The 12,190-nt window shown below is 71.5% G+C and carries 14 protein-coding genes and 1 tRNA gene; 12 read left to right on the forward strand and 3 right to left on the reverse strand.

Going from position 1 to position 12,190, the window contains the following annotated elements; translation table 11 throughout:
• Positions 1-72 precede the first annotated feature (72 nt).
• The 11 genes from ACZ3I4_RS03680 to ACZ3I4_RS03730 all read left to right on the forward strand — a co-directional run bounded on the left by ACZ3I4_RS03680 (position 73) and on the right by ACZ3I4_RS03730 (position 8,415).
• Complete coding sequence (locus tag ACZ3I4_RS03680) at positions 73-486, forward strand: LppU/SCO3897 family protein (protein ID WP_465380263.1); 414 nt, start codon at positions 73-75, stop codon at positions 484-486.
• A 73-nt stretch (positions 487-559) separates the two neighbouring features.
• Entirely contained in the window at positions 560-1,234 is a 675-nt protein-coding gene (locus ACZ3I4_RS03685) for a uracil-DNA glycosylase (protein ID WP_465380457.1), read from the forward strand.
• Between the two features lie 20 nt (positions 1,235-1,254).
• Complete coding sequence (locus tag ACZ3I4_RS03690) at positions 1,255-1,947, forward strand: DUF4129 domain-containing protein (protein WP_465380264.1); 693 nt, start codon at positions 1,255-1,257, stop codon at positions 1,945-1,947.
• Positions 1,944-2,522 carry a hypothetical protein gene (locus ACZ3I4_RS03695; RefSeq protein ID WP_465380265.1) on the forward strand — a complete coding sequence of 193 codons (579 nt, stop codon included), beginning with the start codon at positions 1,944-1,946 and terminating at the stop codon, positions 2,520-2,522. Before ACZ3I4_RS03690 ends, ACZ3I4_RS03695 begins: the two co-directional genes overlap by 4 nt.
• 13 nt (positions 2,523-2,535) lie before the next feature.
• Positions 2,536-3,546 (forward strand): AAA family ATPase, encoded by a 1,011-nt coding sequence (locus ACZ3I4_RS03700; RefSeq protein ID WP_465380266.1) that lies wholly within the window; start codon positions 2,536-2,538, stop codon positions 3,544-3,546.
• A 29-nt stretch (positions 3,547-3,575) separates the two neighbouring features.
• Positions 3,576-4,892, forward strand: a complete 1,317-nt coding sequence (locus ACZ3I4_RS03705; RefSeq protein WP_465380458.1) for a DUF58 domain-containing protein — start codon at positions 3,576-3,578, stop codon at positions 4,890-4,892.
• Positions 4,892-5,455: a hypothetical protein gene (locus ACZ3I4_RS03710; protein WP_465380267.1), complete on the forward strand. Its 564-nt coding sequence runs from the start codon at positions 4,892-4,894 to the stop codon at positions 5,453-5,455. Before ACZ3I4_RS03705 ends, ACZ3I4_RS03710 begins: the two co-directional genes overlap by 1 nt.
• Positions 5,456-5,555: 100 nt before the next feature.
• On the forward strand, positions 5,556-6,914 hold the full coding sequence (locus tag ACZ3I4_RS03715) for an NAD(P)/FAD-dependent oxidoreductase (RefSeq protein WP_465380268.1): 1,359 nt from the start codon (positions 5,556-5,558) through the stop codon (positions 6,912-6,914).
• Between the two features lie 75 nt (positions 6,915-6,989).
• Positions 6,990-7,073 (forward strand) — tRNA-Leu (locus ACZ3I4_RS03720).
• Between the two features lie 130 nt (positions 7,074-7,203).
• Positions 7,204-8,031 carry a Bax inhibitor-1/YccA family protein gene (locus ACZ3I4_RS03725; RefSeq protein WP_465380269.1) on the forward strand — a complete coding sequence of 276 codons (828 nt, stop codon included), beginning with the start codon at positions 7,204-7,206 and terminating at the stop codon, positions 8,029-8,031.
• A gap of 87 nt (positions 8,032-8,118) precedes the next feature.
• Entirely contained in the window at positions 8,119-8,415 is a 297-nt protein-coding gene (locus tag ACZ3I4_RS03730; RefSeq protein WP_465380270.1) for a hypothetical protein, read from the forward strand.
• 62 nt (positions 8,416-8,477) lie between these two features.
• Here the strand turns inward: ACZ3I4_RS03730 and ACZ3I4_RS03735 are convergent, their stop codons facing one another.
• The 3 genes from ACZ3I4_RS03735 to ACZ3I4_RS03745 all read right to left on the reverse strand — a co-directional run bounded on the left by ACZ3I4_RS03735 (position 8,478) and on the right by ACZ3I4_RS03745 (position 11,713).
• Positions 8,478-9,722, reverse strand: a complete 1,245-nt coding sequence (locus ACZ3I4_RS03735; RefSeq protein ID WP_465380271.1) for an acetyl-CoA C-acetyltransferase — start codon at positions 9,720-9,722, stop codon at positions 8,478-8,480.
• A 107-nt stretch (positions 9,723-9,829) separates the two neighbouring features.
• Positions 9,830-10,621, reverse strand: a complete 792-nt coding sequence (locus tag ACZ3I4_RS03740; RefSeq protein ID WP_465380272.1) for an SGNH/GDSL hydrolase family protein — start codon at positions 10,619-10,621, stop codon at positions 9,830-9,832.
• Positions 10,622-10,639: 18 nt separating this feature from the next.
• Positions 10,640-11,713 carry an SGNH/GDSL hydrolase family protein gene (locus ACZ3I4_RS03745; RefSeq protein WP_465380273.1) on the reverse strand — a complete coding sequence of 358 codons (1,074 nt, stop codon included), beginning with the start codon at positions 11,711-11,713 and terminating at the stop codon, positions 10,640-10,642.
• A 131-nt stretch (positions 11,714-11,844) separates the two neighbouring features.
• Between ACZ3I4_RS03745 and ACZ3I4_RS03750 the strand changes: the two genes are divergently transcribed.
• Complete coding sequence (locus ACZ3I4_RS03750; RefSeq protein WP_465380274.1) at positions 11,845-12,189, forward strand: YkvA family protein; 345 nt, start codon at positions 11,845-11,847, stop codon at positions 12,187-12,189.
• Position 12,190: the final 1 nt, after the last annotated feature.

Here is a 12,190-nt window from a genome sequence, read left to right on the forward strand (position 1 = left end):
CTCGCCACACGAGGGGAACGGTCGCTAAAGTCGCGGCTGCGACCGGCCGGACGACCCCTCGGAGGATCACCCGTGAGCACAGCACCTCAGGCCGCCCCCGATCGGCCCGCGGCTGAGGCGCCCTCCGCCCGCCGGCGGCGCATGCTCCTCGCGGCCATCGTCGGCGGGATCGTCGTGGCGGCCGCCATCTATGCGATCAGCGGCCTGTTCCTCAGCGGCGGCGGCGACGGCGCCCGCGACGCCAAGGCCGGTGACTGCATCGCCTCCGACGAGAAGGTCGAGGACGAGGGCACCACCCGGACCGGCGCCGACCTCGTCGACTGCTCGTCGGCCGACGCCCGGTTCAGCGTCGTGGCCCGGGTTGACGGCGAGAGCTCGACCCAGAGCGACTCCTGCAACAAGTTCTTCCGGGAAAAGGAGGAGTTCTACGTCTACGCCAACGGCGATGACCAGGGCTACCTGCTGTGCCTGAAACCGAAGGCGTAGAAAGAACCGCGTGAGTCCCACCCGTACGCCCGGAGAAGTGAAAGCCACCGCGGCCGCGGCCGCCTCCCTCAGCATGCTGGACGCCGAGGTCGCGGATTGCTTCGCCTGCCCGCGCCTGGTCGCCTGGCGTGAGGAGGTCGCCGCGACCAAGCGCGCGTCGTTCCGCGACCAGCACTACTGGGGCCGCCCGGTCCCCGGTTACGGCGTCGCCGACCCCGAGATCGCCATTCTCGGACTGGCCCCGGCCGCGCACGGCGGCAACCGCACCGGCCGCATCTTCACCGGTGACCGCTCGGGCGACGTCCTGTTCGCCGCGCTGCACCGGGCCGGTCTGGTCAACCAGCCGACCAGCGTCTCCGCCGACGACGGCCTGACGCTGACGAACCTGCGGATCTTCGCCGCCGTCCGCTGCGCCCCGCCCGACAACAAGCCGCTGCCCGAGGAACGCGACACCTGTGCCCCCTGGCTGCACCGCGAGCTGGAGCTGATCCGCCCGACCCTCAAGGTGGTGGTCGCGCTGGGGGCTTTCGCCTGGCAGGCGTGGTGGCCGGCGATGACTTCGGTGTACGGGACGAGGCCGCCGGTGCCCCGGCCCAAGTTCGGTCACGGCGCGCGGGTCAGCCAGCCGGGGGTTCCGGATCTCCTCGGCTGCTTCCACGTCAGCCAGCAGAACACCTTCACCGGTAAGCTCACCCCGGCCATGCTCGACGACGTCTTCACGGAGGCGAAGCGGCTGGCTCAGATCTGATCGGGCATAGAGAAGGACCGATGACCCTCGCGGCTCTGCGACGCTGGTGGCCCCTGGCCGCCGTCCTCGTGCTGCTCTTCGGCACCGCCCTGGCCGCGACCAGGTCCGAGCCCCGTCTCGAGCAGATCGTGCGCGACGAGCCGACGGCCGAGGCGCCGCTTCTGCCCACCACCGTCCCGTCGGCCGAGCGCTCCACCCCGCCGCCGCCCGAGCCGGCCCGCGGCCTGCCCGACTGGATCAACACGGCCGCCCTCGTCGTGCTCGGGGTGATCGTCGCGGTCGTCCTCGGCCTGCTGATCTATTCGCTGCTGCGCGATCGCCGCCGCCGCTCCGGCAAGAACAAGCGCGACCGCAAGCGGCCCCGCGACCAGCCGCGTACGGCCGAGGAACTGGTCGCCGCCCTCGACGCCGGCCTCGAGGAGCTCTCCGACACCGACCGCGACCCGCGCCGGGCCGTCATCGCCTGCTGGGTCCGGCTCGAACAGGCCGCCGCGGCCGCGGGCACGCCGAGGCATCCGGGCGACAGCCCCACCGACCTGGTCGGCCGCCTCCTCAGCGAGCAGCAGGTCGACGCGCAGGTGCTGGCCGCGCTGCTCGACGTCTATCGCCAGGCCCGCTATGCGACGCACACGGTCGACGACCAGATGCGCCGCCAGGCCCGCTCGGCGCTCGAGCGGCTGCGCGCCGACCTGGGCTCGGGGGTGCCGGCGTGAGCACGGGCGGGCTCGACGAGCTTTTCGGGCAGCGCGACGAGCCACCGGTCGCCGACGAGCCGGCCCCGGAGCGCAAACGCTCGTGGGTCGCCTGGACCCTGGGCAACCTGCTGCTGGTCGGTCTGGCCACCGTGGTCGTGGTGGCCGCCATGCGCTCGGCCGATCTCGACATCTCGATCGTCTTCGTGGTGTTCGCGCTGGCCGGGCTCCGGCTGATCCTGCTGGCGGTGGCCGAGGTGCGGCCGCCGCCGATGCCCAAGCGCTCCGACCGGCGCGGCGGTTCCGACGGCGGCAGCGGCACCGATTCGCTGCGGGCCGCCGTGCGCCGCTGGGAGCGAAATCTGGAGCGGGCCGCCGCCGACGACGATCTGTATTCGCGTAACGTTCTGCCGGTGCTGGCCGAGCTCACCGACGAGCGCCTGCGGCTGCGTCACGGAATCACCCGGGCGTCCGACCCGCGGCGCGCCCGTGAGCTGCTCGGCGACCCGCTCTGGGCGACGCTGCACGACCGCGGCCGGCGCATGCCGAAGGCGCGTGATCTCGAGTCCTACGTGGACGTGTTGGAGCGATTGTGAGAAAGGTGCCGTGGTGACGGAGACAGGCGTGCAGCCCCTCCCCCCGTACGAGGTGGGAAGGCTGGCCGGTGCCGTCCTCGACTCGGTCGGCAGCGTCGTGGTGGGCAAGCGCGACTCGCTCGAGCTGGTGCTGGCCGGGATCCTGGCCGGTGGCCACGTGCTGCTGGAAGATCTGCCCGGTCTCGGCAAGACGCTGACCGCCCGCTGTTTCGCGCAGGCGCTCGGTCTCGACTTCCGCCGGCTGCAGTTCACCCCCGACCTGCTGCCGGCCGACGTGACCGGCTCGTTCCTCTACGACCAGCGCAAGGGTGACTTCGCGTTCCGGGCCGGTCCGGTCTTCACCAACATGCTGCTGGCCGACGAGATCAACCGGACGCCGCCGAAGACCCAGGCCGCGCTGCTCGAGGCCATGCAGGAGAAGCAGGTGTCGGTCGAGGGCGTGACGTATCGCCTCGACCCGCCGTTCCACGTTCTCGCCACGGCCAACCCGATCGAATACGAGGGCACCTACCCGCTGCCCGAGGCCCAGCTCGACCGGTTCCTGCTGCGCGTGTCGTTCGGCTATCCGACCGCCGAGGAGGAGTGGGAAGTGCTGCAGCGCCGCATGTCCCGCCGCCAGGAGGAGGCGTTCCTGCAACCGGTGGTCGACTCCGGCCGGCTCCAGGCGATGCAGGCGGCGCTCGAGACGATCGCCGTCGAGGATTCCATCGGCCGTTACTGCGTGTCGCTCGCCGCGGCTACCCGCGAGCACGCGTCGGTGCTGGTCGGCTCGTCCCCGCGTGGCTCGCTGGCGCTGCTGCTGCTGGCCCGGGCGCGTGCCGCGATGGCCGGGCGTGACTTCGTGGTGCCGGAGGACGTGAAGGACGTCGCCGTGCCCGCCCTGGCCCACCGCATCACGCTGCGCCCCGAGATGTGGCTGCGCCGGGTCGACCCGGCCTTCGTGGTCGACGAGGTCCTGCAGAACACCCCGGCCCCGGCCAGCGGCGCCCTGCCCACCTACGCGACGGGGTACACCGCGACGTGACGGTTCCCGAGCCGCTGCTGCGCCGAGCCGTGCCGTCGGCCGCGCCGGGCGATCCGGGTAACGGGCCCGCCTGGGCGCCGACCCGCGCGCTCGGCCGGGCCGTGCTGCTCACCGGCCTGCTGCTCGTGCTCGGCGTCGCCCTCGGCCGCGTCGACCTGGTGCTGCTGGCCGCGCCGTTCGCGATCGGCGCGGCGATCCACCTGCGCCGGATGCCCCGCGCGACGCCCGAGCTCTCGGTCACCGCCGACGAGGAGCTGCTGGTCGAGGGCGGCCAGGTGCAGGCCTCGGTGACCGTGACCAACCCCGATGTCATCCCGTACGACCTGGTGGTCGTGCGCACCCGCACGTCGCGCTGGCTCAAGCTGGAGCACGCCGACCGCCCGTTCGCCCTCACCGTGGCCTCCGACGGGTGGGCCGCGGTCGACCTGCCCGGCGACGCGTTGCGCTGGGGCCGGCAGGACGTCGGTCCGGCCGCGGCCCGGGTCGCCGCCTGCGGTGGCCTGCTGGCCTGCCGCCCGGTCGTCACCCCGGCGCACGGCGTCCGGGTCTATCCGGTGACCGACCCGTTCAACGCGATCGAGGCGATGCCCGCGGCCGCCGGCCTGGTCGGCGCGCACCGGTCACGGCGCATGGGTGAGGGCGGCGAACTGGCCGGCGTCCGCCCGTTCGCGCCGGGCGACCGGCTCCGGCGCATCGACTGGCGGGTCTCCTTGCGCACCCGGGATCTGCACGTCGCTTCCACGCTCTCGGACCGCGACGCCGAGGTGGTGCTGCTGCTCGACGTACTGGGCGAGGTCGGCCTCTCGGGCGGGGTCGGCCGCGCGGCGTCGGTGCTCGACACCACGGTCCGGGCCTCGGCCGCCATCGCCGAGCACTATCTGCAGCGCGGCGACCGGGTCTCGCTGCTCGAATACGGCGCCGCGGCCCGCCGCCTGCGCCCGGCCACCGGCCGCCGGCAATATCTGATCGTGCTGGAGTGGCTGCTCGACGTGCGGCCCGACCCGATGGAGCAGGAGGGCGACTTCGGCGCGCACCACGTGTCGTCGGACGCGCTGGTCGTGGTGCTCACCCCGCTGATCGACCCCCGGTCGGCCGACATGCTGGCCTCGCTGGCCCAGTCCGGCCGGTTCGTGGTCGCCGTCGACACCCTGCCCGCCGAGGCCGCCCCCGACGTGCGCAGCCCGTGGACGCCGCTGGCCAACCGGCTGTGGCGCCTGGAGCGCGAGAACGTGCTGGGCCGGCTGCGCGAGCACGGCGTCCCGGTCGTCGAGTGGGCCGGCGCGGGCAGCCTCGACCTGGTCCTGCGCGACGTGTCACGGCTCGCTTCGGCACCCCGGGGGCGCTGATGTTCGCGATGATCACGAGGCGGCTGACCGGGGCCCGGCGCGCGTTCTCCCGCGCCACCGTGCTGCCTTTCCTGGTGCGCTGCGCCATCGGCGTGTGCGGTCTGGTCGCCATGTCGGTGGCCTGGCCGGCCGGCCTGGTCGGCACGCAGTACTTCCTGCCCCTGGCGGTGATCGCCCTCTATCCCGCGTTTGCGCCGCGCGGCCGGGGCGCGACCTTCTCGGCCCTGGTGGTGATCGGGGGCTGGCTGGCCGACACCGCCTTCTACGACTCCGAGGTGTCGCTCTGGCGGGTGCTGACCATCGCCGCGGCGCTCTATCTGGGTCATTCGCTCACGGCGTTGGCGGCCGTGCTCCCGTACGACTCGATCGTGAACTTCGATGTGGTCGGCCTCTGGCTGGTCCGCGCGCTGGCTGTGGTCGTCGTTTCGGCCCTGCTCACCGTGTTCGCCCTGGGGCTCGCGGCCGAGCTCGCGGGCGGCCCCTTCCTGGTGGCCACGGTGGTCGGTCTGGTCGGCGCCGCCACTGCCACACTGCTCATATCACGCCTTGTGCATAGGGCGTGAAATCTGCCCGCAATATGTGTGTCACAGCACTTGACAAATGGCTTTGTCTTGCGTCACACCAGGAGGCGCGCGGACCCTCCGGCGCGCGAGAATGGCTCACGTGAATCCGCAGCGCATCGTCGTCGTCGGTGCAGGGCACGTCGGTCTATACGCCGCCCTGCGCCTGTCGAAGAAGCTCAGCCGGCGCCGGGCCGAGATCGTGGTCATCGACCCGCAGCCGCACATGACGTACCAGCCGTTCCTCCCCGAGGCGGCGGCCGGCAACATCTCCCCGCGGCACAGCGTCGTGCCGCTCCGCCGCGAGCTCAAGAAGTGTCGCGTGGTGGCCGGTGAGGTCACCAAGGTGGAGCACGCACGCAAGACGGTGACCATCCAGCCCATCGAGGGCCCGGCCACCGAGTTGAGCTACGACCACATCATCGTGGCGCCGGGCTCCGTCTCGCGTACGCTGCCGATCCCCGGCCTGAGCGAGCGCGGCATCGGCCTCAAGACCATCGGTGAGGCCACTTATCTGCGTAACCACATCCTCGACCAGCTCGACGTCGCGGCCGTCACGCCCGACCCCGAGGTCCGCCGGGCCGCGCTGACGTTCGTCTTCGTCGGCGGCGGGTTCGCCGGCATCGAGGCGCTGGCCGAGATGGAGGACGTCGTCCGGGACGCCCTGAAGTACTACCCCGAGCTCGACAAGAACGAGCTCAAGTTCGTCCTGGTCGAGGCGACCAACCGGATCCTGCCCGAGGTCGGCCCCAAGATGGGGGCGTACGCGGCCCGCGAGCTGGCCAAGCGGGGCGTGTCCCTGCGCCTCGACACCTTCCTCAACTCGTGCGTCGACGGCGAGATCGTGCTCTCCGACGGCGACAAGTTCCGCGCCGAGACCCTGGTCTGGACGGCCGGCGTGAAGCCGTCGCCGATGCTCGAGCACACCGACCTGCCCCGCGGCCCCAAGGGCCACGTCAACTGCCTGCCCACGCTGCAGGTGGCCGACAGCGACGGCAACGTGCTCGAGGGCGCGTGGAGCGCGGGCGACAGCGCCCAGGTGCCCGACCTGACCAACCCCGGCGGCTGGTGCTCGCCGAGCGCCCAGCACGCCGTCCGGCAGGCCCGGGTGCTGGCCGACAACATCCGGCAGGTCATCCTCGGCGGCGAGCCGAAGGAGTACAAGCACAAGTACATCGGCAGCGTCGCCGGTCTCGGCCTCGGCAAGGGTGTCGCGCACGTCTACGGCATCAAGGTCAAGGGCTGGCCGGCCTGGTTCATGCACCGCACCTATCACGTGAGCCACATCCCGTCGTTCCACCGCAAGGCCCGGGTGGTCGCCGACTGGACGCTGGCCATGCTGTTCAAGCGTGAGACGGTGGCGCTGGGGCAGCTGCACTCGCCGCGCGAGGAGTTCACCGAGGTGACCCCGCCGGTGCAGCGCCCGGCCGAGCGTCCGAAGGTGGACGCCGGATCCCGCTGAGGCGGTCTCCAGAACTGAAGCTCGGACGTATACGGTGTCCTAGGGTGTCGCCGCTCACGGTGACGCCCTGGGCCCGCCCGGGTGGTGGAACGGCAGACACGGCCGCCTTAAAAGCGGCTGCCTCACGAAGGCGTGCGGGTTCGAGACCCGCCCCGGGCACCTGAGCCTGCTTTGACGGCTTTACATTCAGCCTGTTCACAGCATTCCGAGGCTTTCCTGATCAGTCGGCTCCCGTACGCTGGAACGGCACGTCAAACGTGCCTCAACCTCATGAGGGAGGCTGGACACAGTGAAGACTTCCAACCCGGTGCTCTCGCGCCTCGGCCAGGCGGCCGAGCGGGAGCGTACGGCCGGGTACGGGGCCTACGGCCCCGCCGGTGCCGCCCCGGGTTACGGTCAGCCGTATCCCGGCGCGTCGGATTACCCCGCCGCTCCGCCCGCCGTCCGGCCCATGACGGTCGACGACGTCGTCGTCAAGACGGTCACCCTGCTCGGCATCACCGGCGTCTCCGCCGTCGTGGCGTGGAACGTGATTCCCGACTCGATGACCGGCGCCGCGTGGATCGGTGCGGCCGTCATCGGCCTGGTCCTCGGTCTCGTCATCTCGTTCATGCGCATGGCCAACCCGGCGCTCATCGTCGGCTACGCGGTCGTCGAGGGTGTCTTCGTCGGCATGGCGTCCAAGGTCTTCTCGGTGATCGCCGGCTATCAGGGCGTCGTCCTGCAGGCGGTGATCGCCACCTTCGGCGTCTTCTTCCTGACGGCCTTCCTTTACAAGGCCAAGGTCATCCGGGCGACGCCGAAGTTCCAGCGCGGCATGATCATCGTGATGGGCGGCCTGTTCGCCGTCATGCTGATCAACATCGTGCTGAGCCTGTTCGGCTTCAGCACCGGCCTGCGTGACAACGGCCCGCTGGGCTACATCTTCAGCATCGTCTGCATCGTGGTGGCCGCCCTCAGCTTCATCCTCAGCTTCAACGAGGTCGAAGAGGGCGTCCGGATGGGCCTGCCGGCGCGTTACTCCTGGGTCGCCGCGTTCGGCATCCTGGTCAGCCTGGTCTGGCTCTACATCGAGATCCTGCGTCTGCTGAGCTTCCTGCAGGGCGGGGACGACTAGCACCGCCGCAAGACAAGGGACGCCCGGACCGCCGTACGGTGGCCCGGGCGTTTGTCTTTAGGGTGATCTCATGACCGGGGGGATCGCATGACCGACTTCGCGACGTCGATCGACCGGCTGCTCAACCAGATCCGTGTGTGGGAGCAGCCGCGCTGGAATCAGGACGACCGCGCCGCCCGGACGTACGCTCTCGCGCAGTTGCTGGCCGACCTCGGGGCCGACGCCGAGGGCCGGGCCCGCCGCGAGGTGCCGCGCGAGCACGACATGATCCTGCCCGACCAGGTGCGGGTGCTGGCCGACGACCTGCTCGGCTCGGGTTCGCAAGCCGTGCTGGTGGAGGCGGCCGAGGCCGTCGACGAACTGCGCGCCGCCCTCAACAAATAAATCCGCCGAGCCCGGCCGCTCGTGGCAGACCGGACCCGGCGGTAATCCGGGGGCTCGGAGCGTCAGCTCAGGCGCTCGAGCACCAACGCCATGCCCTGACCGCCGCCGACGCACATCGTCTCCAGGCCGATGCTCTTGTCGTGCCAGTCCAGGGCGTTGAGCAGGGTGCCGGTGAGGCGGGCGCCGGTCATGCCGAACGGGTGGCCCACCGCGATCGCGCCGCCGTTGACGTTCAGCTTCTCGATCGGGATGCCCAGTTCCCGGTACGACGGGATGACCTGGGCCGCGAACGCCTCGTTGATCTCGACCAGGTCGACGTCGCCGATGGTCATGCCGGCCCGCTTGAGCGCCTGCTTCGACGCCTCGACCGGACCCAGACCCATGATCTCGGGGCTGAGCGCGGTCACGCCGGTCGAGATGATCCGGGCCAGCGGGGTGATGCCCAGCTCGCGCGCCTTGGTGTCACTCATGATCACCACGGCCGCGGCGCCGTCGTTCAACGGGCAGCAGTTGCCCGCGGTCACCCGGCCGTCGGGGCGGAAGACCGGCTTGAGCTGCGAAACCGCCTCCAGCGTGACGCCGGCCCGGGGACCGTCGTCCTGCGAGACGACCGTGCCGTCGGGCAGCGTCACCGGGGTGATCTCGCGCTCCCAGAAGCCGTCGGCGATGGCCTTCTCGGCGAGGTTCTGGCTGCGTACGCCGAACTCGTCCATGTCCTCGCGGCTCACGCCCTTGATCTGGGCGAGGTTCTCGGCGGTCTGACCCATCTGGATGTAGACGTCCGGGATCTGGCCGTCGTCGCGCGGGTCGTGCCAGGTCCGGCCGCCCTCGGCGTACTGGGCCGTGCGGGCCTGGGCCTCGGTGAACTTCGGGTTCTCCCAGCCGCCGCCGACCTGGGCCTGCAGCGCCGAGGGAAGGCCGTCGGAGCTGCCCCGGGCGTACCGGGAGACGGTCTCGACGCCGGCCGAGAGGAAGATGTCACCCTCGCCCGCCTTGATCGCGTGGAACGCCATGCGGGTGGTCTGCAGCGAGGACGAGCAGTAACGGGTGACCGTCGCGCCGGGCAGGCCGTCCAGCCCGAGCTGGGTGGCGACCACTCGGGCCATGTTGAACCCCTGCTCGCCGCCGGGCAGCCCGCAACCGAGGTAAAGGTCCTCGATCAGGGTCCGGTCGAGCTGGGGCACCTTGGCCAGGGCCGCGTCGATGATGGTGGTGGCGAGGTCGTCGGGACGCAGGTCCCTCATGGATCCCTTGGCTGCACGGCCGATGGGGGATCGAGCGGTGGCGACGATGACAGCTTCCGGCATGCGCCCAATTTAACTCGCGGGTAACTTAGCCGGTAGTAGAAATTCGTCACACAGGTGGCATGTTCGACTACTTATCCGTCATTGCCCCGGGCGGCGATGTGGTGCAGTCAGCCGGCCGGGGTCATCGCCGCCTTGACGACCGCGGGATAGAGGGCGTGCGCCCACACCCGATAGCCGTCGGCCGAGGGGTGGAAGCCGTCGTAGCAGAGCGTGCCCGCGTCGGCCCGGAACACCGCGCCGGTCTTGTCGGCCAGGTCGACCACGGCTCCGCCCGCGGCCGTCACCGCCTTGGTCTGCGCCTTGGCCATCCGGCGGCCCAGCACCGCGGCCACCTGTCGCAGCGGCGGCGCGATCGCCCGCAGCGCGCCCAGGTCGGGGCAGGTGCCGACCACCACGCGTACGCCCGCTTCGCGCAGCCGGCGCACCGCCGTGCCCAGCTGGGCCGCCGACTCCTCGGGGCTGCGCAGGCTGGTCGCGTCGTGCGCGCCGATCAGCACCACAGCCACGTCGGGCCGGTCGCCCAGCAGCGCCCGCGCCACCTGGGTGCCCAGGTCGGACGAGCGCGAACCGGCCACGCCCACGCTGGAGAGCAGCACGTGCCGCTCGCCGGTCTCGCCGCTGCCCTCGGCCAGCAGTCGGGCCAGGTGGCCGCCCACGGTCTCGCTCAGCCACTCGACACCCACGCCGATCGCGGCCGAGTCACCCAGCAGCACCAGCCGCAGCGGTGGCGCCGAGGCCGGGCCCATCGACGTGCGCAGGGCCAGGCCCATGGTCGGCTTGGCGTACCGGCGGGCCTTCGCGGCCAGCACCTCGCCGACCAGCAGCGCCGCTCCACCGACCGCGCCGGCGAGCAGACTCGTGGCGGCCGCCTTGCCGATTCGTGCGTTCACCCCCGCCATCCCACTCGCCTCCCTGCGTCACGTTGCATGCTCTTGATCCTCTGGGGTCCACCCTACGGCGCTCGATGCCGAGCGGCCGCTGGGAACGGTGTCGGCCCCCGGGGCCGGCGACGCTGCCGGCCGGTGACCGAACCAGGAACGGGGCTCGCCGAACCACGGGTGCCGGCGCAACACGGCCCATCGGCCGGCCGCGCTGACCTCCGTGCCCGGAGACTGGACCGCTTCCTGCGCGGCCCGTTCCAGGTTGCGTACCCCCTCGGCGGGGGGAAGAACCGTGCGATCGTCCTCGCCGAGAACCGCCATCAGGGTCGGCATCACCACGGCCGCGGCCCGGGCGTAGCCCTCGGCGGACGGGTGGAAGCGGTCCGAGCCGAACATGCGGGCCGGGTCGGCCTCGAACATGGGCCCGAGCAGGCCGCCGATCGACACCGTGCGGCCGCCCGCCTCGACCACGGCGACCGTCTGCGCGGCGGCCAGATCGCGGCTCCACTTGCGGGCCAGATAGCGCAGCGGCCGCTTGATCGGCTGGATCGCGCCGATGTCGGGGCAGGTGCCGACGACCACCTTGCAGCCCACGTCGCGCAGCCGCCGGACGGCGTCGCCCAGGTGACGTACGGCGGAAGCCCGGTCGGAGATGTGCGTGACGTCGTTGCCGCCGATCAGGATCACCGCCACGTCCGGGTCGTACTCCAGGGCCGCGTCGACCTGATAGGGCAGGCCGGACGACATCGACCCGACCACGGCCAGCCGGTGCAGCCGTACGGGGCGGCGCAGCCGGCGCGACACCCCGGTGGCCAGCAGCGCGCCCGGCGTCTCGCGGGGACGGTGCACGCCGTACCCGGCCGCGGTGGAATCGCCCAGAATGACCATGTTGATGGCCTTGCCGCCGAACTTCCCGCCGTAGAGGCCGTCGCCCCGCGGGGGTGGGGCCTCGGCCATCGGGATGATCCGGCGAGCGTCCGCGGCCTGCCGCAGCAGCAGGCCCGCCGACAGGGCGGTCACCGTGGCCAGGGCGCCCGTCACGCCACCGAGGACCTGACCGGCCACTTTGAGCCGGCGCCGATCCTCCGCGGTGATCTGTTTGGTGCTCACAGGCTCCCTCGCTGTCGCTCGAAACGGCCTCGATGATCAGAAAAGAGTCGTGAATTCGAGGCTATCGCGCGGCGGCGAGAGGCAATCATGGCGCGCTCAAGTCATGCTGGAGTGACTGGAGGGAGAACAGAATGGCGAAGACGCTGAAACGGACGGCGGCGTTCACCGCGCTGGCCAAGGCGCTCATGTCCGGGGCCCGTGGCGGCCCGTCCCTGTCCACCCGCATCGCGGCCCTTCCGCGCATGATGAAAGCCACCGTGCGAGGCGAGTACGACGGCGGGCTCCGCGTGGCGATGATGGCCGCCGCCACGGCGTACGTGCTCTCGCCCATCGACGTCATCCCCGAGATGTTTTTGCTGGTCGTGGGTCTGGCCGACGATGCCGTGATGGTGGCCTGGCTGGCCGGCTCGGTGCTCGCCGAGACACAGCGCTTCCTGGAGTGGGAACAGGAGCGGGGCCGGATAGTCGTACCCTAAG

This window comes from Actinoplanes sp. NPDC021490 (assembly GCF_055562135.1).

What these genes read in the sequence shown, in the direction of transcription:
- ACZ3I4_RS03685 (WP_465380457.1), top strand. Translation starts at nt 560, where the DNA reads ATGCTGGACGCCGAGGTCGCGGATTGCTTCGCCTGCCCGCGCCTGGTC.
- ACZ3I4_RS03690 (WP_465380264.1), top strand. Translation starts at nt 1,255, where the DNA reads ATGACCCTCGCGGCTCTGCGACGCTGGTGGCCCCTGGCCGCCGTCCTC.
- ACZ3I4_RS03710 (WP_465380267.1), top strand. Translation starts at nt 4,892, where the DNA reads ATGTTCGCGATGATCACGAGGCGGCTGACCGGGGCCCGGCGCGCGTTC.
- ACZ3I4_RS03730 (WP_465380270.1), top strand. Translation starts at nt 8,119, where the DNA reads ATGACCGACTTCGCGACGTCGATCGACCGGCTGCTCAACCAGATCCGT.
- ACZ3I4_RS03735 (WP_465380271.1), bottom strand. Translation starts at nt 9,722, where the DNA reads ATGCCGGAAGCTGTCATCGTCGCCACCGCTCGATCCCCCATCGGCCGT.
- ACZ3I4_RS03740 (WP_465380272.1), bottom strand. Translation starts at nt 10,621, where the DNA reads ATGGCGGGGGTGAACGCACGAATCGGCAAGGCGGCCGCCACGAGTCTG.
- ACZ3I4_RS03750 (WP_465380274.1), top strand. Translation starts at nt 11,845, where the DNA reads ATGGCGAAGACGCTGAAACGGACGGCGGCGTTCACCGCGCTGGCCAAG.